This is a genomic window from Streptomyces sp. NPDC005955 (assembly GCF_042871255.1).
Classification (GTDB): domain Bacteria; phylum Actinomycetota; class Actinomycetes; order Streptomycetales; family Streptomycetaceae; genus Streptomyces.
Window position 1 is genome coordinate 15373 of the sequence record NZ_JBIAIF010000004.1, and the last position, 20231, is coordinate 35603.

At 70.1% G+C, this 20231-nt stretch carries 16 protein-coding genes and 1 pseudogene; 7 read left to right on the top strand and 10 right to left on the bottom strand.

The features are described from left to right. The first annotated feature begins 16 nt into the window (after positions 1-16). Positions 17-1416: pseudogene (locus ACFYOU_RS11830) on the top strand (membrane-associated oxidoreductase). 646 nt (positions 1417-2062) lie between these two features. Here ACFYOU_RS11830 and ACFYOU_RS11835 read toward each other — a convergent pair. From ACFYOU_RS11835 to ACFYOU_RS11845, 3 genes are all read right to left on the bottom strand, one after another. Next, the gene (locus ACFYOU_RS11835) at positions 2063-2581 is read right to left on the bottom strand and encodes a hypothetical protein (RefSeq protein WP_391305017.1); all 519 of its coding nucleotides are present in this window, start codon (positions 2579-2581) and stop codon (positions 2063-2065) included. A 981-nt stretch (positions 2582-3562) separates the two neighbouring features. Beyond that, complete coding sequence (locus ACFYOU_RS11840) at positions 3563-3985, bottom strand: (2Fe-2S) ferredoxin domain-containing protein (protein WP_391305018.1); 423 nt, start codon at positions 3983-3985, stop codon at positions 3563-3565. Next, positions 3982-5958, bottom strand: a complete 1977-nt coding sequence (locus tag ACFYOU_RS11845; RefSeq protein ID WP_391305020.1) for a heavy metal translocating P-type ATPase — start codon at positions 5956-5958, stop codon at positions 3982-3984. The genes ACFYOU_RS11840 and ACFYOU_RS11845 overlap by 4 nt, the downstream gene beginning before the upstream one ends. 93 nt (positions 5959-6051) lie before the next feature. Between ACFYOU_RS11845 and ACFYOU_RS11850 the strand changes: the two genes are divergently transcribed. Both ACFYOU_RS11850 and ACFYOU_RS11855 read left to right on the top strand, forming a co-directional pair. Beyond that, positions 6052-6438, top strand: a complete 387-nt coding sequence (locus ACFYOU_RS11850) for a metalloregulator ArsR/SmtB family transcription factor (RefSeq protein WP_391305022.1) — start codon at positions 6052-6054, stop codon at positions 6436-6438. Positions 6439-6851: 413 nt separating this feature from the next. Next, positions 6852-7553, top strand: a complete 702-nt coding sequence (locus ACFYOU_RS11855; protein ID WP_391305024.1) for a 2-phosphosulfolactate phosphatase — start codon at positions 6852-6854, stop codon at positions 7551-7553. A gap of 295 nt (positions 7554-7848) precedes the next feature. On the opposite strand, the gene ACFYOU_RS11860 is transcribed toward ACFYOU_RS11855, so the two are convergent. The 4 genes from ACFYOU_RS11860 to ACFYOU_RS11875 form a co-directional block, all read right to left on the bottom strand. Further along, on the bottom strand, positions 7849-9729 hold the full coding sequence (locus ACFYOU_RS11860) for an amino acid permease (protein ID WP_391305771.1): 1881 nt from the start codon (positions 9727-9729) through the stop codon (positions 7849-7851). 710 nt (positions 9730-10439) lie between these two features. Next, positions 10440-10940, bottom strand: a complete 501-nt coding sequence (locus ACFYOU_RS11865; RefSeq protein WP_391305025.1) for a VapC toxin family PIN domain ribonuclease — start codon at positions 10938-10940, stop codon at positions 10440-10442. Continuing rightward, on the bottom strand, positions 10937-11122 hold the full coding sequence (locus ACFYOU_RS11870; protein WP_391305027.1) for a hypothetical protein: 186 nt from the start codon (positions 11120-11122) through the stop codon (positions 10937-10939). The genes ACFYOU_RS11865 and ACFYOU_RS11870 overlap by 4 nt, the downstream gene beginning before the upstream one ends. 246 nt (positions 11123-11368) lie before the next feature. Continuing rightward, on the bottom strand, positions 11369-12277 hold the full coding sequence (locus ACFYOU_RS11875; RefSeq protein WP_391305029.1) for an NAD(P)H-binding protein: 909 nt from the start codon (positions 12275-12277) through the stop codon (positions 11369-11371). A gap of 170 nt (positions 12278-12447) precedes the next feature. Here ACFYOU_RS11875 and ACFYOU_RS11880 point away from each other — a divergent pair, with 170 nt between their 5' ends. Further along, entirely contained in the window at positions 12448-12864 is a 417-nt protein-coding gene (locus ACFYOU_RS11880; RefSeq protein ID WP_391305773.1) for a histidine phosphatase family protein, read from the top strand. 108 nt (positions 12865-12972) lie between these two features. On the opposite strand, the gene ACFYOU_RS11885 is transcribed toward ACFYOU_RS11880, so the two are convergent. Next, positions 12973-13392, bottom strand: coding sequence for a winged helix-turn-helix transcriptional regulator (locus ACFYOU_RS11885; RefSeq protein ID WP_391305031.1), 420 nt, complete (start codon positions 13390-13392; stop codon positions 12973-12975). 75 nt (positions 13393-13467) lie between these two features. Here ACFYOU_RS11885 and ACFYOU_RS11890 point away from each other — a divergent pair, with 75 nt between their 5' ends. Further along, positions 13468-14388 (top strand): alcohol dehydrogenase catalytic domain-containing protein, encoded by a 921-nt coding sequence (locus tag ACFYOU_RS11890; RefSeq protein WP_391305033.1) that lies wholly within the window; start codon positions 13468-13470, stop codon positions 14386-14388. Between the two features lie 328 nt (positions 14389-14716). Here the strand turns inward: ACFYOU_RS11890 and ACFYOU_RS11895 are convergent, their stop codons facing one another. After that, on the bottom strand, positions 14717-15262 hold the full coding sequence (locus ACFYOU_RS11895) for a TetR family transcriptional regulator (protein ID WP_391305034.1): 546 nt from the start codon (positions 15260-15262) through the stop codon (positions 14717-14719). 56 nt (positions 15263-15318) lie between these two features. Here ACFYOU_RS11895 and ACFYOU_RS11900 point away from each other — a divergent pair, with 56 nt between their 5' ends. Then, positions 15319-15747, top strand: coding sequence for a hypothetical protein (locus ACFYOU_RS11900; protein ID WP_391305036.1), 429 nt, complete (start codon positions 15319-15321; stop codon positions 15745-15747). A gap of 222 nt (positions 15748-15969) precedes the next feature. Continuing rightward, on the top strand, positions 15970-17217 hold the full coding sequence (locus ACFYOU_RS11905; protein ID WP_391305775.1) for an amidohydrolase: 1248 nt from the start codon (positions 15970-15972) through the stop codon (positions 17215-17217). Here the strand turns inward: ACFYOU_RS11905 and ACFYOU_RS11910 are convergent. Beyond that, on the bottom strand, positions 17205-20045 hold the full coding sequence (locus ACFYOU_RS11910) for an ABC transporter substrate-binding protein (protein WP_391305037.1): 2841 nt from the start codon (positions 20043-20045) through the stop codon (positions 17205-17207). The two genes, ACFYOU_RS11905 and ACFYOU_RS11910, sit on opposite strands and share 13 nt — an antisense overlap. Positions 20046-20231 lie beyond the last annotated feature (186 nt).

The following is a 20231-nucleotide window of genomic DNA, read 5'->3' on the forward strand; positions in this document are numbered from 1 at the left end:
ACGTCAGAGTCCCGGCGTGAGCGAGATCAACGATCTGAGGCCGGCCGAGGTGCGTGTATGGCGGGCGTTTCCGCGAGGCGAGTCCGTGGACTTCCGCGTCGCCGAGAACGAGGATCCGGTGCTCGGCAACACCTGGGGCGCCGAGCGGACCGTACGGGCGAGTGTGCTGCGGGCGCTGCTGATCAAAGCTCCGCAGGAGGAGGGAGAGATCGCCGCGCTTGAGATCACGGGGGCGCGGATCACCGGTGTACTGGACCTGAAGTACGCCACGGTCGACGCCGCGATCCGGCTGAGCCACTGTCATTTCGACGGTGTTCCTAACCTGTACGGTGCTCAGCTGCGCCAGCTGAATCTGAGCAATTCCGTTCTGCCGGGCCTGACCTCGGAGACTTTGCGGGTCGAGGGGGTCCTGCGGATGACGGACTGCCGTATGCGGGGGCCGGTGCGGCTCGGCGGGGCGCAGATCTCCGGGGCGCTGTTCATGGAGCGCGCGGAGTTCACGGCGCCGGACGACTCCGAGCCGGTGCTGCAACTCAACCAGGCCACGATCGGCGACGACTTGTGGGCGCCAAGAATGCGCGCACGCGGACAGGTACGGCTCACTGGTGCCTCCGTCACCGGGCGGATCAACGTTCAGGACGCCGAGTTCAACAAGCCCGATGGCATCGCGCTGGACGCGCAGAACCTCAACGTGGGAGCCCATGTACGGGCGCGGTGCGTACGAGCGCAGGGCCGGGTCGAGCTCCGAGGCTCGCGCATATCGGGCCGTCTGGACCTCCCCCACGCCCACCTGTCGCATCCGGGCGACACGGCGCTGCGGGCGAGCAGTTGTGTCATCGGTGAACTCTGGCTGCGCAGGGGTGATCGCATCGAGGGCGCCCTGAATCTACGGCGTTCTCACATAGAGATCCTGACCCTTGAACCGGAGATGTTGCCGGACCGAGTCCATCTCAGCAATCTCACGTACACCGTACTCACCCCTACGAGCAGTTGACGGCGGCCTACCGTCATGTCGGTGACAACGACGCGGCCCGGCTCGCCCAACTCGCCAAACAGCGCCGCCGGCGCACCACGCTCACCTGGTACGGGCAGCTGTGGGGGTATGTCCAGGACGCCACCGTCGGCTACGGCTTCCGCCCGTTGCGCGCGGCCGTCTGGCTGCTGTCCCTCATGACCATCGGATCGATCGCGTACGGCCTGGACCACCCGCGCCCGATCAAGGCAGGCGAGGCCCCTGACTTCAACTCCGTCTTCTACACCCTCGACCTGCTCCTGCCGGTCGTCAACTTCGGCCAGGAGCCGGCGTTCGCCCCTGACGGCTGGCACCAGTGGTTGTCGTACGCCCTGATCATCACCGGCTGGACCCTGGCGACGACGATCGTCGCGGGCGTGACCCGTACGGTCAGCCGCCAATGACCCTCTCCAGTGCCGTGTCAAGCATCGTTCGCCCTCGTGCGACGGGCTGCTGGGTTGATGCGCTGGGCGGCACTGAGGTCTTGACCGGACTACGCGAGACATGTTGATCTACGGCTCACCAAGCGACCGGCAGTGTGGGAGTGGCTTCGGCAGGCGAGCAACTGGCCGACACCCTTCGGGACGGGACGGGATCGAGGCAGGAGGCCAGGCAGCCACGCGAAAGGCGACCGCTTCGTGAACCGCTTGTCACCGGCGCAAGCACAGCAACAGGCGAGGGAGTTGGGTACAGCCCTTAGGTGTGCTCATGGCAGCGGAGCGTACGGGAGGGGGTCAGGGCGGCCGGGGCGGCGCTCCACACCAGTCCAGGCCAGGGCTCCCGGTCTCCACGACTAGCTCGGCCGCGTCCGGTGCCGAACTCCCCAGGTCCGACCGGGAGCGGCACCGGGTGCAGTCGCATGGCCAACGGCGCTTTTCCGCACCGCACTTCTTGCATATCGCCATGCGCTCATTCTCTCTTTGCGGCCGAGCCTCCCGAGCCATCCCCACGCATCCGAGGCCCTCGCCCAGGACGTTCGATACCGCAGCGCCCGTGGGCGACGACATGGGCGCGGCCGGGCGAGGCGTCGTTCTTCCGAGCGTCCAGTACTCAGTGGAGAGCTACCTTGAGGAGCACGATCAGCAGGCCGAGCAGCAGATTCGCGGCGCCGGCGACCAGCATCAGCCGCCTTGTGGCGTTCGCCCGGAGCGCGGCAAGGGTCGCCCAGCCGACTTGACCGGTGATCGCGACGCAGAGGGCCAGCCACAGGGTCCCTTCCGGGCCGAGCCCGAGCAGCGGGCTGACAGCCACGGCGAGGGCCGGCGGCACCGCCGCCTTCACGATCGGCCACTCCGCGACGAGATCCTGCCGAACCGCCCGGCCCCTCAGAGTCCCCTCCGCGACCCGCGCCCCGAACAGACGGGCGAAAACATGCGCGGCCCAGAACACCACTCCGGTGGCGAGCAGCAGCAGCACGAGACGCAACCGGGAGAACGACTCCAGCGGGTCCGTGCCGACGACGACCGATGCGGCGAGCAGCGACCCGTACACGGCCCCCGTGTAGTCGACCCGCGCCTCAGCCGCTGGCCGCGGGCCTTTGGGCTCCTGTGCGCCGATACCGTCGGTCATGCCCTCAGTGTCACCGCGCATCCCCCGCTCCGCACGGCCGGAAACCGGGGGTGCGTGGCATCTCCGGTGCGTGCAGTGGCAGAGCTGCGAGGGAGCGGCCGCGGAGTTGGCGGGTTCAGTGCTCCGGGCCGGTGTCCCGGTTCCCGGCTGGCTCCGCCTTGGTCAGGGCCGCGACGATGTCCCGGGGTGGGCTTCCGGCGCCAGGCGGCGGCTTGCCCGGCTCATCGGCGTTTCACGCCTGGCGCGGCGTGCACCCAGTAGGTCTCGTGCAGCCGGTCGCAGTCCCCCGACAGCGACCGGCGGGGCTCTTGGGCCGACCCCCGATCGATGCGCTCGGTCGGCCGCCACCGTTCGTCCGTGAACCTCCCCCGCAGCTCCGCTGCACACAGGGTCGGCGGGCCTCGTGCTCGGCCACGGCCCTCACCGCCTGTTCTTCCTGTGCTGCCCGCCGCGCCTGTGCCCGGTGTTCCGCGTTACGGGCAAGGGCGCGGCGGCCAGTCCGCCTTCCACTCGTTCTGGGCGGTGTCGACCCGGCTCTGGATCGGGGCGGCCCTGGGTGCCGCGGTATCGACTCCCGGACCCGTCTCCGGATTCACCATCCAGGCGCCCGTCGGAGTCACTGCACCTAGAGGGCACCGTTCGGTTGTGAGTCATGGACTTCATCGGCTACTTGGTTGGGGGGATCCTCCTGGCCGGGGGGGGTGCTGGGGTGGAGGTTGCGCCGGTACCCCGGCGGGTGGAAGTGCGCCTTCGGGGCCGAGTACGCAGCGGAAAGGACGGCACTTGCGGGTCGTGACGCGCGGCTGGTTATGGCAGTGGAGGCCCGTGTCCGGTCAGGGCCGGGACCGATGCGGTGGACGCGGCGCGTGCGGACCTCGACCGGCTGGCCGAGGCGGAGCGCTCGGATCTCCGGCCGGCGGCCGCGCGCCGGATAGCAGTCGAGGCGGTCTGCGCGCGGGTCGGTGGTGCTGGTCGGTGCTACTACCCGTCGTGGAGTTCGGACCGGACGCGGCGTGAGGGCTGGAAGGCGTAGAGGTCGAGGACTCCGGGCGGCTCGACCAGGCCGGGTCCGCCATCGGTGACCCAGGCGGTGATGTCCGCGGCAGCTCTCGGGTCGTTGACCTGGCCGAGCCAGACCGGTCGGCCTCCTGCCTTGCGTCCCTCGGTGGAGGGCTGGACGACGATGACGTTCGCACGCTCGCAGACGTCGAGGCAGTTGGCGCGCCGGATCGTCGCGACTCCGGCGAGTGCGGTTCGCAGGTCGGTGAGCTGGGCCTCGTGGTCCAGGTGGGGGGCTTTGGCCAGGGTGCCGCAGCAGCAGCCCCGGCAGACGGTGACCGTGCACCGAGCGCCGGCAGCCCCTGTGGGGGCGGCCGTGCGGTCGCGGCGGGCACGCTTGCTCATGAGGTGTCCTTACCGAAGGAGTTCGTCCAGGCGCGCTCGCGCAGCAGGCGCAAGCCGTTGAGGCCGACGATGACGGTGGAGCCTTCGTGGCCGGCGACGCCGAGCGGCAGGGGGAGAGTGCCGATCAGGTCCCAGGCGACGAGCGCGGTGATGAAGGTCCCGGCGATGACGAGGTTCTGCACGACCAGGCGGCGGGCTCTGCGGGAGAGGTCGACGATCGCGGGAATGGTGGCGAGTTCGTCGCGGACGACGACGGCGTCGGCTGTTTCCAGGGCGAGGTCGGATCCGGCCTTGCCCATGGCGATGCCGCAATGAGCCGCGGCCAGGGCGGGGGCGTCGTTCACGCCGTCGCCGACCACCAGCACTCGCCGACCCTCGGCCTGCCATTCCTGGACGGCGGCCACCTTGTCCTGCGGCAGCAGCCCGGCGCGGACGTCGGTGATGCCGACCTCCGCGGCCAGGTGGCGTGCGGCGCGCTCGTTGTCGCCCGTCAGCAGGACCGGGGCCCGACCGGTGAGGGTGGTGAGCGCGGCCACCGTGGCCTTCGCGTCCGGGCGGAGGCGGTCGGCGAACCCCAGCACCCCGGCCGGTGCACCGTCGATCAGGACGAGGACCGCCGTGTGGCCTTGGTCTTCTAGCTCCTGCACCGTGCTGACGGTCTGCGGATCGCTGGTGGCGGCGACGCGGGCCGGCGAACCGACCCGGACGGTGCGGCCCTCGACCGTGGCGGTGACGCCCGAGCCAGGGGTGGAGGTGAAGCCCGTCGCCTCGGCGAGTGCGAGTCCCCGCTCGCGGGCGGCCTGGACGACGGCGCGGGCCAGCGGGTGCTCGCTGGGATGCTCGGCCGCCGCTGCCAGCGCCAGCAGGGAGTTCTCGTCCAGGCCGGAGCCGGACTGGGGGCGGATGCTGGTGACGCGCGGGGTCCCCTCGGTCAGGGTGCCGGTCTTGTCCAGCGCCACGGCGTCGACCTGGCCGAGGCGTTCCATCACGACGGCGGACTTCGCCAGGACGCCGTGGCGTCCGGCGTTCGCGATCGCGGACAGCAGCGGCGGCATGGTGGAGAGGACCACCGCGCAGGGCGAGGCAACGATCATGAACGTCATCGCGCGGAGCAGGGCCGGCTGGAGTTCGCCGCCGAAGGCGAGCGGGATCGCGAAGACGGCGAGGGTGGCGACGACCATGCCGATGGAGTACCGCTGTTCGATCTTCTCGATGAACAGTTGGGTGGGCGCCTTGGTCTCGGAGGCGTCCTCGACCATCCTCACGATCCGCGCGATCACCGAGTCCGACGGATCGCGTTCGACGCGCACGCGCAGGGCGCCGGTGCCGTTGACCGTGCCGGCGAACACCTCGTCCCCGGTCCGCTTGGCCACCGGGAGGGGTTCGCCGGTGATGGTGGCCTGGTCGACGTCGCTCGTGCCGTTGAGGACCTGGCCGTCGGCGCCGACCCGCTCGCCGGGCCGCACCAGGATGACGTCGCCGACCGTGAGGGCATCGGCGGGCACGCTCTCCTCCCTGTCGCCGAGCAGGAGCCGGGTCGCGGTGGTCGGCGCGAGGTCGAGCAGCCCGCGGACGGAGTCGGCGGTCCGAGCGGTCGCGACGGCCTCCAGCGCGCCGGAGGTCGCGAAGATGACGATCAGCAGAGCCCCGTCGAGGACCTGGCCGACGGCGGCAGCGCCGAGCGCCGCGACGACCATCAGCAGGTCGACGTCCAAGGTCTTGTCCTTCAGGGCCTTCAGGCCCTCCCACCCCGGCTCCCAGCCACCGGTGATGTAGACGGCCGCATACAGCGGCGCCCACAGCCACGGCGGGGCGCCGAGGAGATCCAGCGGGAGGGCGACCAGGAACAGCACCAGCGCGGCCAACGCCCACCGCGCCTCCGGCAGGGCCAACACCCGTGTGCCCCGCTTCGGCAGCACCGGACGTGGTCCGGCAGCGGCTGGAGCGGGCCGCTGGTCAAGGGCTGAAGGCATGGCAGAACAACCCTTCACGGGTGGATGGGGCAGCACCTCCACCATACAGGAATACATGAATAGGTCTTCAGATGTTATCGGTATGATGTCCCCATGGGCCACGGAACCGATACCGCCAGCAGCGCCACCACCCGCGAGCGCCTGGACGCCGTCGGCACCGCCGACGTCGCCGCCACCCTCCAGGCCCTCGCCACGCCCTCGCGGCTGCACATCCTGGCCCGACTCCAGGAAGGCCCGTGCTCCGTCAGCGACCTCGCGGAGGCCGTCGGCATGGAAGCCTCCGCCTGCTCCCACCAACTGCGCCTGCTGCGCAACCTCGGACTGGTCATCGGCGAACGCCACGGCCGCTCGATCGTCTACGCGCTCTACGACAACCACGTCGCCGAACTCCTCGACCAAGCCCTCTACCACGTCGAACACCTGCGCCTGGGCCTCCGCGATTCCCCCACCGCCGCGCCGACGACGACCGCCGCCGACTGACAGCGCACCGACCGCCTGGACCGTCTGCCACGCGCTCGGGATGACCCTGTCGGCGCATTCGGATCCTGGACCGCTTCGACCTCGGCCTGACGAGCCCTTCTGTGGGCTTCCCGCCGATGTTGGCAGCCGCCCTCTTCGGCGTCCTCACTGCTCCGGCCACAGCGATGGGCTCGGTGAGGTCGTCACGCATGGCAGTTGTCGCACGTCCTCCTCGGCCAGGTGCGTGACGAACGTGTGGCTCGTGGCCGCAGAGGCCGAGTACGAGTTGACCCCGTGTGGCTGTTGGGCAGGCGTGTGGTTGCAGATCACGTTCGCGGCACAGGTAGCTGGAGAGGTGGCGTTCTCGGGACAGTTGACGTGATGCGCACCACTCTCCAGGGGTCTTGGGTCGGGCATGCGTGATCATGACCGGCATGGACGCTCGTTTCCTTGGCATCGCTGATCTGGTCGAAACCCCGTCCGTGGCGGTCGTGGTCGACGTCATGCGTGCATTCACCGTGGCCGCCTGGGCCTTTGCCCGGGGAGCGGAAAAGATCGTCCTTGCGGAGTCGCTGGACGAAGCCCTGGCACTCAAGGCTCGCCACCCGGATTGGGCGGCGCTCAAAGACGGTCCCCGCGCGCCCGGGTTCGACATGGTCAACTCCCCCGGCTTGCTGCGGTCTGTTGACCTCGACGGACGGACCGTCGTGCAGAAGACCACGGCAGGGACGGTCGGCGCCCTCGCGGTCAAGGAAGCGTCGCTGGTGCTGTGCGCCAGCTTCGTGGTGGCGGAGGCAACAGCTCAGCTCTTGCGGACGCACAAGAGTGGCGGTGTCACGTTCGTGGTCACTGGCGAGGACGGGCGGGCCGACGAAGATCTGGCGTGTGCTGAGTACGTCGCTCGAAGGGCTACCGCGCCTGGGACGGATGCCACTGCGTTCCTCCGCCGTGCCGCCGAGTCGCGCGCCGCCGCCGAGTTGGCGGAGGGCGTGCGTCAAGGAGTCCACCCCGATGATGTCGCACTCTGTCTTGAGCTCGACCGGTTCCCCTTCGCGATGGTGGCGACCCTGGAAGGCTCGCTCATGGTCCTGCGTCCACGCGCGATGCCTTCGCTGACTGACGAGGGCTCGGTCTGACTGCTGGTGAGGGCTAGGGAATCCGATGGGCCGGTACGCACTGCTGCGGGTGCTCGTTCGTGAACTCCATGAACCGGCGTGCCCGTCGTTCCCGGTGCTCGACCGTCTCATGCTTCAGGCACGCGGCTTCTGCTGAGCACGCCGGCCCCGCAGCACCGCGTCCAACATGGCTTCCTCGGGGGGCAGTTGAACTACCCCGGAGCCCCTACGAGGGAACTCTCGTCGTTCGCAGCCAGCATGCGTACGGGGCTGGCGTGCGGGGCGAACGGCTCGGCGCGCTCGCCGTGGCGCTCCCTCAAGGGACGTGGAAGGGAACGCTCGTCACGACGATCTTGGGGAGCGGTCGCAGGGCGCGGCGGAGGCGGGCGGCGTCCTTGCTGTGCAGGAGTCGGTGGCGCAGGTGTTGGGTGACGATCTCGGGGAGGATCACCGTGATGGTGAGGTCGGGGCGTTGGCGATGGAGTGCTTCGATGTAGTGGATCAAGGGTGCGACGATCGCGCGGTAGGGGGAGAGGACGACGTGGAGCGGCACGTGGTCGCCCCAGATGGTCCAGTAGTCGCGGAATCGCTGTGCTTCCTCCTCACTGGGGCTGATGTGCAGGGCGAGTGTGGGTTGCTGGAGTGAGGCGGCGTAGGCGAGGGCGCGTAGGCCGGCGAGATCGAGGGAGGCGAGGGCGACGACCGTCAGGTGATGTACGGACTGGGGTGTTTCCTCCCTCTCCTCTTCTCCCTCTTCTGCCTCCTGCCTTTCGCGGTCGGTCCGTCCTGCTTCGGGTGGTAGGGGGTGTTGCGTTGGCAGGGGCGCGGGGGCAGGGGCACGTGTGCCGAGGGGGCCGGGTGCTTCGGTGGTGTCGGGGCGCAGTCGCAGCGCCGCGCCAGTTGTTTGGTAGTGGTGCCGGATGCGTGTGGCCAGGAGGAAGAACAGGCCGATGGCCATGAGGGCGACCCAGGCGCCGGAGGTGAACTTGGTGATGGCCGCGGTGATCAGAACGAGCGTGGAGAGCACTGCCCCGGTGGCGTTGAAGGTGAGGCTCTTGCGCCAGTGCCGGGTGCGGACGCGGCGCCAGTGAACCACCATTCCGGTCTGCGACAGGCTGAACGCGAGGAAGACGCCGACGGCGTACAGCGGGATCAGCGAATTCGTGTTGCCGGCGAACACGACGAAGACGAGGGCAGCAGCTACCGACAGCAGGGCGATGCCGTTGCTGAAGGCCAGTCGGTCGCCCTGTCTGAGGAAGATGTGGGGGGCGTGGCCGTCGCGGGCCAGGAGGAACAGCACGCGGGGGAAGTCGTTGTAGGCGGTGTTCGCCGCGAGGAGGAGGACCGCTGCGGTGGCGGCCTGGACGAAGACATACATCGGACCTGAATGGAACGTGAGATGGGCGAGCTGCGACAGCACGGTCTCGCCGCTGCGGGGGACGACGCCGCGCAGATGCACGATGGCGATGATGCCCCCGAACATGGCGATGAGCAGGCCCGTCATCCAGGTGAGGGTGGTACGTGCGTTGCGCCATCGGACGGGCCGGAAGGCCGGAACGGCGTTGGAGATGGCCTCGATGCCGGTCATGGCCGTGGAACCGGAGGCGAAGGCGCGCATGACGAGCAGTACTCCGACACCCTCGACCGCGTTCAGATGAGGGGTGGGCGTCGGCCGGAACCCGTCCTCGGCGGAGTCCGCCAGGTTGCTGATGATCAGGGCGAACATCGCGAGGATGAAAGCGTAGGTCGGCGCGGCGAACAGAACGCCGGCCTGCCGGATTCCGCGCAGGTTCCCGACCAGGAGGAGAGCGATCATGACCAGGCCCAAGGGAACCGTGGCCGGCGCCAGTGAGGGAACGGCGGAAGTGATCGCGGCGATCCCGGAGGCGATCGAGACCGCGACGGTGAGGACGTAGTCGATCAGTAGGCCCCCCGCCGCCATCAGCCCCGGCAGGCGTCCCAGATTGTCACCGGCCACGATGTAGGAGCCGCCCCCGTGGGGATAGGCGCGGATCGTCTGCCGGTAGGACACCCCGACCACCAGCATCAACAAGGCGATGGTGGCTGCGATGGGCAGGGAGTACGCCATTCCCGCAGTGCCTGCGAGCACGAGGACGGCCAGCATCGCTTCGGGGCCGTAGGCCACCGAAGACAGGGCGTCGGCCGAGAGCACCGGCAGCGCCACCAGTTTGCGCATGCTTTCGCGCACGACGGCAGTGCTCTTCAACGGCGCCCCCAGCAACACCCGACGGGAGCGATGCGCGATGCGGCCGATCCGCGAGCGAACGGCCTCGTCCGCGCCGCCGGTCTCCGGTGCCGGTGCATGTCCGCCCAGAGAGGTGATGTGCACCAACTGGCCGTACCGAGTCGGGTGAATGTCCGCCGCCGGGGGAAACGTACCCGTGTCAGGGTTGACGGGAAGCTCCCGGCGCCCGGTCCCGGACTGCGGGGCTGCGCGACGCCACTGCCGGCCGACCTGGCGCAGCACTCGGAGTTGCTCCTGGTCGAGACCCGGCAGCACATCGGACGGACGAGGCACTCCGGAGTCCTGCTCATCCTCTTCATGGCCCTTGTTCACATCGCTCAGTGTGGACAGAAGCGGGGCCGGATCCGGTGATCTGGGTGCCGCGCGTGCAAGCGTGGCGGCGGTCTTCCCGTCGCCCGGTCTACCTAGCCCATGGTCCACGCCGTCAGGCCGGCCACCCAGACCGCTTCCTCCGGTACGTCACTCCCCCGCTCCGGCCCGGTGAACTCCGAGGGGTCGGAGGGAGGTTCGCCGTCAGCGTCCGGACGTCGCAGCGGGAATGTCGTCCGGCCCTCGTGCGCGGCGGGCAGCGCGGCGCCCGGTGCGGCATCGAGCCCGAGGGCCAGGTGCTCCCCGAGCGGTGCCGTGGCTCAGGCTCGCCGTCAGTCGTCCAGGAGGCTGCGGAGGAAGCCCCGGCGCCGGTTGTTCGATTCGGGCGCGGGGCGCGGCGGGCGGTCCGCCGCCACCTTGACCATGGGGATGTCGGGGTGCACCTGCCCGATGACGTCCATGCGGTCGTCGGTGTGGACGAGGGTCAGGCCGTGGTCCCGTGCGGTAAGCGCGGTCACGATGTCCATCAGGGAAGGCGTCTGCCCGACGCCGAGTGCGCGCAGCCGCTTCTGCGTGTCGGCGGCTTCGGGCTGCCGGTCGAAGTGCTTCATCGGGACGGAGCCGAAGGCCTGGTCGAGTGCCAGGTGGAAGGGCGCGGGGTCCGCGCCGCGGCGCAGCCCGTGGCGGAGTTCGGCGTGGGCCACGGGGCAGATGGTCACGAGTCCTTCGGTGACGCGCGCGGGCCAGGGGTCGCCGACCGTGCCGAAGAGCAGTCGCCAGAGCAGTGAGGTGTGGGCGAGGTAGCGCGGGGCCGGCCCTTGGAGGGGGGTCACCGGCGCAGGTCCTCACGGTCGGCGAGGGCTCCGGAGTGCAGGTAGTGGCCCGCGTGGTCCTGGAGCCAGCTCAGGGCGTGCGCCCGCTCGTCGGGGTCGGCGGACGGCAGGACCAGTTCCTTGCCCCCGCCTCTGGCGCGCTCGTCCGGCGGATCGTTCCGCCGCTGCCGGTTTCCGAACATCTGGTGCCCACCCCCGTCGTGGTCCTGCCGCGGACGCTGTCGGTCGTTGTCGCGCGGACGCCTTCGCAGACCGCGGTACGGCCGGTCCTCGCCAGTAGATCATGAGCGGGGTGGGCCCGATGCGTCGGGCGACGAGCGGGACGAACGGTAGAGGCTTCCAAGCGACCGGTTGCTTCCGCGCCCCGGCCAGGTCCTCGCGCCAGCGACCGAAGGGGTCCTTCATCGCTGACCGTGGCTGCGGGATGCTCAGCCCGGAGGCCGCCGAGCTCCTGACAGGACATCGCGGAGAGCGAGGGGGGAGCGCCCGGTCAGCTCGGCGTAGTCGTTTCGGACTCGGTCCCAGCGCTGCTCGCGCACCGAGGCGAACATGGACGAGAAGGCGTAGCGCCACCAAGGATCCAGGCTGGTCGCCGCCGTCTCGGCACGGTACGTCTCAGCAGGGATGTTCACGTAGGTGACGGACGTGCCCCACGCATCCGCCGTGATCGAGGCGATGCCTGCCAGGTCCAGCGACTCGGGTCCCGTGATGTCATGGTGACGGTTGGTCGGCTCGCCCACCGCGAGTGCGGCCAGGGCGCGGGCCACGTCGTCGCGCGCCACCAGGGAGATCCGGCCGTCCGCTGCCGGGAGTCTCAGCAGCCCGGTCACGCGCGCCTCGGTGAGCCACGCTTGGAAGAACTCGACGTACAGCGAAGCCCTGGCGAACGAGCACGGGATGCCAGCGGCGAGGAGCAGGTCCTCGGTGAGCCGGTTGACCACGGCGTAGCAGAACGGGGAGGCCGTGTCGGCGTCGACGCTGCTCAGCGCGGCGACATGGGCGACGCGCTCAGCGGCCGCGGCGGCGACGACGTTGCGGTGGTGGAGCAGCACCTGTGCGTCGGGCCCGTCACTGGAGATGAAGACCAGCGTGTCCACGCCTTTCAGCGCCGCGCGCAGAGCGGGAGGGTCGGTGTAGTCGGCGACGGCGACCTCCACCTGCGGCGGCAACGCTTCGGCAGGCAGCTTGCGCCGGGTCATCGCTACGACGTCCGCATCGGCCCGGTCCGCGAGCAGCTGCACCACCCTTCCGCCGAGCCTGCCCGCCGCCCCCGTCACCGCGATGCGCACCGTTGCCCCCGTCGCCTCGTCACCAGGCGCACCATCGTAGGCAGTCAAGTGCGACAGCGGCTCGGGAGGAATGAGACGGAACCAGCAGGTCGCCGCGGGCTTCCCGCGGGAGGAGTTCCTGTGGGAGTTCGACTTCGGTGCCGATCCGGGCATCGACGCGGCCACCAGCCGCACCTTCGCCAGCTGCGGGTACAGGAAGGCGGGCCGAGTTGTCCGGCGTGAAGCCGGTCCTGGATCGCAGGCTACGGGAGAAGTCATACGGCGAGGCGGGAGGAAGGCCGCAGAAGTGGCTCGACCGGCGCTTCGTCCCCCCGCCGGCTGCCGGGGAACGAATGCACCACGACGAGGGCGTGCAGGGTGCAGAGACCAAGGCGGCGTGGGCACAACGCATCTACGCGGCCATGGACGAGATCCTGCGGAGCCCTTGCCAACACCAGATCGTCGTGACGCACGGTGGCTCCCTGACGTTCGTCGTGGCGTCCTGGATCAAGATGCCGATCGAATCAGCCGGCTATGCCAGTTTCCGGGCACCCTCCGGAAGCATCACCACGCTGCGCGAAGACGACTTCTTCCACAACCGTCAAGTCGTCAGCCTCGGTGACACCCGTCATCTCGGCTCCGCCGAATCAGGGTGACCCCTCAGCCCGGCCCGCCTCCACGCCGCCGACCGCGTGCCCCTGCTCTCCCCACGAGCCGTGCCTCCGTCTCGCCCCTGTCGGCGGCCCAAGACCGTGCCTTGGTCTCTAGGAGGTGGGTGGGTGCGCGGCGGCGCCCTGGTCGTAGTCGATGCGGGCGGATTGGACTTCCTCGATGTGGCACTCGGCCCACGCCTTGATCGAGGCCATCACCGGCAGGAGGCTGTGGCCGAGCGGGGTGAGCTGGTAGTCGACCCGGACGGGCACCGACGGGGTCACCGTGCGGGTGAGCAGGCCGTCACGTTCCAGGGCGCGCAACGTCTGGGTGAGCATCTTCTGGCTGACCCCCGCGATGATCCGGTTCAGGTCGCGATACCGCAACGGCCCGGCGGCCAGTGCGTTCAGCACCAGACTCACCCACTTGTCGCTGATCCGGTCCAGCAACTGTCGAGCCGGGCAGGTGGCGAGGTAGGCGTCGTAAGCGGCCCGCTCGTCGGAACGGCGCTGAGCGGCGGTGCGCGTCGCCATGGCACTCCCAGGTCGGGTACGCACTCCCAAGTGCGTACTTCCTGATGGAGAGTAACGCCCTTTAGGTTCGTGGACATGAGAACTGTGATCATTCGTTCCTTCGGCGGCCCTGACGTTCTTGAGGTGGCGGAGGTCCCGGCGCCGGAGCCGGGACCGGGCCAGGTCCGGATTCGGGTCGCCGCCGCGGCAGTCAACCCGGTGGACCTCCAGACCCGCTCCGGTGCGCTCACCGCGGCGGGTCTGATCCCGGAGCGGGACGCCATCGGCATCGGCTGGGACGTCTCCGGCACCGTCGACGCGCTCGGGCCCGACGTCGTCGACTTCCGCCCCGGCGACGCGGTGATGGGACTGTCCGACCGGCTGTCGCTGCCCTCCAAGGCGCAGGCCGAGTACGTGGTGCTGGACACGGACGCGGTCACCGCAGTACCGACCGGAACCGACCTGGTGGCCGCGGCGACCCTCCCCTTGGGCGGTCTCACCGCTGTTCAAGCGCTCGACATCGCTGGAGCCAAGCCCGGCGACACGCTGCTGGTCACCGGAGCGGCGGGGGCGGTGGGCGGGTACACGGTGCAACTCGCCGCGCGGGCCGGTCTGCGGGTGGTCGCCGTCGCGAGCGCCGGCGACGAGGAGTTGCTGCGTGATCTCGGCACGGAGTTCTTCGTGCCGCGGACCGCGGACCTGCCCGCCGCCGTGCGCGCCCTGGTGCCCGGCGGTGTCCATGCAGCGGTTGACGCGGCATCCGTGGGCACGCTCGCGCTGGACGCGGTGCGCGGCGGGGGTTCGCTGGTCAGCGTGCGGGGCAACGCACCGACGCCGCTGCGTGGCATTCGGGTGGGCAACGTGTGGATCCGCGCGGACGGCCCCCGACTCGCCGAGGTGGCCGCCGCGGGACTGCGTCCGCGGGTCGCGGACGTGCTGCCGCTGGACGAGGTCGCCGAGGCGCACCGCAGGCTGGAGACGGGCGGGCTACGCGGTCGCCTGGTGCTGGTGCCGTGAAGCGAAGAGCGCTCCTCCGCACAGGTCAGGTCGCGCTCACTGGTTGACGGCAGGGGCGGCGGAGGTCTTCACGGACATGTGCGTACGCTTCGGCAGCGCGGCGTTCCTCGAACGGGTCGCCCTCCGGCGTCGCGTATCCAGAAGGCGTGCACCAGGACCGTGTAGGCCCTGGTGCACGATCGGGATCGGGCGGTGAACGGGAGCCCCACCTGGTCCAACTCGACCTCACCACCCCACCGGGACCCCCGAACCCCTGGAATCCATCTACCGGATCGCAACGAGGGCGGGAGGGCGTTGGTACCTGATCGGCGGACCGGCGCAGGTGGGTTCAGTCGGACAGACCGTCCAGGTGGCGGGCCAGCAGCTCCACGGCTCCTTCTGCCGCGTCCCGATCCCCGTCGATGTTCAACTGCAGCAGCAGACCGTCCAGGGTGGCGGAGGTGAGACGAGCGGCCTGGGGGGCGGTGGCGGGGGGCACACCCGTCTCGATGAGCCACTGCTCGGCGGTGTGGAGGTAGGCCGCCGTCGCCGGTGCCAGTTGTTCGCTCCACAGCTCGCTCGTGCCGGCCAACGAGGCGGCCTCCAGATACAGGCGCATGGCCACGCGGACCCCGGGCTCCTCGAAGGCCTGCCACAACGCGCGCACCAGATCGGACGGCTTGGCGACCGGCTGACCGCGCCACACGACGGCGAGGTCGGCGAAGGCCCGGTCCAACAGGGCCACCACCAGCCCCTCGCGACTCCCGAAGTGATACACGAGCATGCGGTCGCTGGTGCCCAACGCGGCGGCGAGGGGGCGCAGGGTGAGCGCCGCGAGACTGTGTTGCCCCACGTAACCCATGGCCGCGCTCAGCAGCTCCTCACGACGGGACACGCGCTTCCTCCTCGACCAGCATGTAGCCTATGTAGCGATCGCTACATACTAGCGGAATGGCGAGGTGCGACGTGGTGGGTGTGCAACGGCTGGTGCACGTATGGCCCGAGACCATCGGGGCTTCGGTGATCTGGGTGGCGGCCACGGCGGGGGTCATCGCCCTGGCACCGACGCTCGCGGACACCCCCGCCGCCCTGACCGCAGGAGCAGTCGCCGCCACCTTCACGGGCATCGGCGTCCTGGTCGGGCGGCTCCTCCCGGCCGGGTACGGAACCCGTCTCGGCATCGCCGTCGTGATCATCGGCCAACTCCTCGACGTCGTCCTCGTCCTAGCCGCTGGCGGACTCTACCCGCGGACCGACGAGAGCGGCAGCGGGCGCATTCTGCTGCTCCTGTTGGGCGGGTACGCGGCCTTCCTGTTGGGCGCACTTGCCGGTGACCGTTCCCACCGAGTGGGAACGGTCGCATCGGCCTCCCGTACGTGACTCCGGCGGGAGGTCGACCGTCGGCCACCGACTCCTGTCCCCCGCGGTGTGGTTACCCCCACCGCCAAGGGGTGGCTCACCGGATGGGCAAGGGCCTGCGGGTGCGGCGATGGTGTGTCCCGGAAGACGACTTGAGCCGAAGGGGCAACCGTGGATCAACCCGAGGAGCAGGGGCCTGCGCGTCGCGCGTTACTGGTCGGCACTGCGGCAGCCGGTGCGGGAATGGTGGGGGTGGGCACGGGGAAGGCCACCGCGGGTGGGTGGGGCGGTCCGGTGCGGAAGGCCGCGGTGGTTGCCGAGGCGGCGCGTCTGGAACGGGTACTGATCGAGTTGCGGCGCGACCTCCATCGGCACCCCGAGGCACCGGGGCAGGAGCAGCGCACGGCCGCGGTGGTGGCCCGGGAGCTGCGGGCGGCGGGGCTGACGGTCACCGCCGGGGTGGGCGGGCACGGAGTGGTCGGGGTCCTACAGGGCTCGGGTCCGGGCCGGACCGTTGCCTACCGGGCGGACATGGACGCGGTCCCGGCCTCGGACATCGTCGGGGGAGGTTCCGCGCCGGCTCATCTGTGCGGACACGACGTCCACACCACGGTGGGCATCGGCGTCGCGCGGGTCCTGGCGCGGTTGCGGCACCGGTTGGAGGGAACGGTGGTCTTCCTCTTCCAACCCGCCGAGGAGACGTTGTCCGGCGCCCGTTCGCTGATCGCGTCCGGTGTGCTGGAGCGTGAGGGCGTCGACGAGGTCCATGCGCTGCACTGCGGGCCCTTTCCCGTCGGCCGGTTCGCCGTGACCCCGGGCTACGGGATGCCGGGTCAGGACAAGGCTGAGGTGACGCTTTCCGGGCCGGACGCGTTCGATTCCGCGCGGCGCCTGGCGGTCGATCTCGGCGCGCTCGCGACCGTGGCCCTGCCACAGACCCCGGCGGACCTGGAGCAGATCGTCGCCGAGGCGCAGACGCCCGACGGGCCGCTGGCCCGGTTCGTAGCGGTCCGGGCAACGGCCCGGGGCGACAGGGTGAACGTGTCGTACCGCTGCTGGCCGCAGGAGCGGTACGGGGAGGTGCGCGCGGACATCCGCCGCTTGGCCAGGGCGTCCGCGGGGGCCGAGGTGCGCTTCCCCGCTGAGCCGTTCCCGGCCCTGGTGTGTTCGGAGCGTGATGCCCGCCTGCTCGCCCGCCATCTGCGGGGCGCCGTCGGCCGGAACGCGGTCACCGAGCTGCACGCTGCTTTCCCGCCCTTCAGCGGTGAGGACTTCGCCCTCTTCTTGGAGCGGCTCCCCGGTACGTACACCTTCCTCGGCGTCCGCGGACCTGGTTCGCCCGTCACGGCGAGCTATCCGCACTACCCCGACTTCGCTCCGGACGAACGTGCCATCGGCGTCGGCGTACGGGCGATGGCGGGCTGGCTCGCGGAGCGCACCCGCAGGGCGCCGGACCTCACGGGTGCTCCGCGCCAGCCTCAGCGTCGGTAGCCCGTGTCACCCCCTGGAGATGGGGAGTCGATCGCGCATTCGCGCCGGGTGAGGGGCTCGGCGTCGCCGGCGACCCTGCTGCAGATCAACCGTGTCCGTGGGGTGCCGTCCGCTGAGCTTCGTACCTGTTTGAGTGCCACGCTGTGTCCGCTGCGGTCTCCGTAGAGCGGCGCTCCGGTGAAGTCGATGGTGCCGGTGGCCATTCCGCTGAGCTTGACGGTGCGGAGGTTCACCCAGGTGGCAGCACGGCTCTGCGGTTCGCTGCCGCGGGTCGCGGCCCAGTACAGCGCCCGCGTCGCATCGTGGTTCAACGCCGTCTGGCCACTGGAGAAGACGCCGGTTTCGTGCGTCGGCTGTTCGTCCTCCTGATCCAGGAGGTGCTCTTTCGCGTCCTTGTAGAAGGTGGTCGATGAGGCCGCCTTCTCCAACTCCGCCAGGGCCGCGTGGTAGAGCGTGACCTTGGGTGCCACTGCGTCCTTTCCCTGGGTGAACTTGGCCTTGGAGAGGTCGTCACCGGTGAGGATGGAGATGGTGCGCTGTGCACAGCCCGGTTCGGTGCCGAGCTGTGCCATCAAGGGGCCGATGTCCTCCGCGCGTCCGGCGAAGTAGATCACGGAGGGCACTTTGGAGCCCTGACAGATCTTCTCCGTGTGCACGCGCAGCTCGGGCTTTCCGCCTGCGAGGAGGTAGCGGCGCTGCCGCACCATGGAGAAACCCTGTCGTTTCAGCATGCGTTGGCCGTACGTGGCTTGCTCGTCGGTGTAGAGGTCATCCGACTCGCTGGTGTCGCGGGCCAGGACCAAGGCGTGTTGTTCCTCGCCCGGTTCACGCAATTGGGCGGCCAGCAGGCCGAGTTGTTTGGCCTGCCATTCGTCGGGGGCGGCGAGGCTGAACCAGTTGGCGAACTTGCGGGGCAGATGGGTGGCCGAGTTGGTTCCGGAGACCACCGGGAGCCCCGCGTCCTGCAACGTCTCGGTGGTCTTCTCGCTCGACTTCAGGTCGCGGCCGGTGCCGACCACGCCGACCACGGTGGGATCATCGGCGGCGTACGCGGCGATGGTGTGGGCCATGTCCTGTTGGTGGTGGAGGTCCACCCCGCCGTTGGCGACCAGGACCCGGAGCTTGACGGGATAGGTGTCGTTGATGACGGCCTGCGCCAGGTAGACGCCGGCCAGTTCCTCGATGCCCTTCACGGGGGACGTGCCCTTGTCGGGGTCGTGGCTGAGCGGTCCGGCGTAGATGACGGTCACGTACTCGTCGCGGTACTTGGCGAGGACCTCTCGGTTCTGACCGGCGATGCGGTCCTCCAGCCAGGGCACCGACCACGGGGTGTCGTCCTCGGCGGACGCCTTCCCGTTGTCGGGGAGCCACGTCGCGAAGCGGACGTCACCGGTGGCGACTCCTATGCATTCGGTGCGCTCGTCGGGTCCGGGTTTGCGTACGGAGTTGCGGTTGGCCGTGAGGATCGACGCCGAACAGTACTCGTCCTGGAGGTTGTCGGCCCGCACCCAGATGCCTGCGGCGATCAGCAGCAGCACCAGGGTCAGAGCGTGCACGGACCAGACCACCCGGGCGACGGTGGGCCGCGAGTCGGCGCGCACGCACGGCAGTCGTCCATCGGCGAGCGGGCCCAGGCGGGCGCTGGGCAGGGGCACCTTCAACACCCAGGGCAGTTCGGCCAGCTCGCGACTGGGTGACTGGCCCGCGCGGAGGTTGCGTGCCCATTCCTGGTACCAGATCCACAGGGTGCCGCCGGGTTCTTGGACCACCGTGCGCTGGAGGCGGTGCAACTCGGAGCCCGGTACCGCGGCGACGATCAGCAGCGGGTCCAGTTCGCTGCGGCGGCTGCGTACGTCGCTGACCGCCTTGATCAGCTCGACGCCGCCGTTGTCCGCGCCCACGTGGGGCAGGAAGAGCATGGGGGGCCGATGCCGTTTGAGGCCACGGAGGTCCCAGCTCCAGCGGCGGTGGTTGTCGCGCAGGTCTTCGAACAGTGCCAACACGTAGAGTTGGAGTTGGAAGTCGTCTCCCTCCTGGAGCGCCTCGGCCACGTCGTACGCGCGGGCCGCGATGGCCTTCCAGGAGCCGATCGGGCGCAGGAGCGAGACGTCGGTGGGGCGTCCGCGCGATGCGGCCCTGAGGAAGGTCGTGGTCATGAACCACCGGCTCTCACGGCGCAACCAGAGGAAGATCGGCGCCCGTCCCGGCAGGACGTTGTCCAGCAGCAGCAGGAGGAGGAGGAACCCCGCGCCGGACGCCAACGCCACCGACCAGTGGCTCCTGGCGAGCAGGGCCGCGAGGCCGGCGACGAGGCTGGCCGGGAGTATGTGGGCCATGTCGAGCTGGGCGGGCCCCGGGTTCCAGCGTCTGGTGTCCTTCGGCCGCCAGCGCTGCGTGGCGAGTTGGTCCAGCAGCCGTAGGGCGGGGTCGGGTCGGCCGGCTGAGGTGGATGCCGGTTGGGGCCAGTCGTCGTCCAGTGCCCCGACGGCGTCCTCGATGGCCTGCACCAGGCGTAGCCGGGGAAAGGCGTAGCGCCGGTAGACCGAGCGCTGTCCGTCCCACCGTCGGGGATCGGCGAGTTCGCGTACGAGTGCGGCGGCCCGCCGCACTTCGGTGGCGCCTTCCTGCTGGGCCGGGGCGACGGCGCACCGGGTGCCGTGCGCGTCCTGCCCGCGGTGCAGTTCTTCCACGAGATCGACGACGCGGTCGTCATCGGCGCTGTCCTCCGCGTGGAGCACGGCGACGGGCATCGGCGGGTCACTGGTGCGGAAGTCCCGGATCAGGACCTCCAGTCGTTTCTGGACTTCGACGCCGGCGCTGGTCGACATTCCGAGATGTCCACCGGGGCACTTCGGCGGTGGTTCACGATCACCGTTCGGCACGTCTACCCCCGTACGTAGTCCGAGCTATGAACCTAGTGGGCGCGCTCTCGCTGCGGAGTGCTTACCGAGGTTGTCCCGTAATCGGTCCACGCGTCGGCTCGCGGGGCGTGGAGCGCTGTGGGGAAGAGTCCC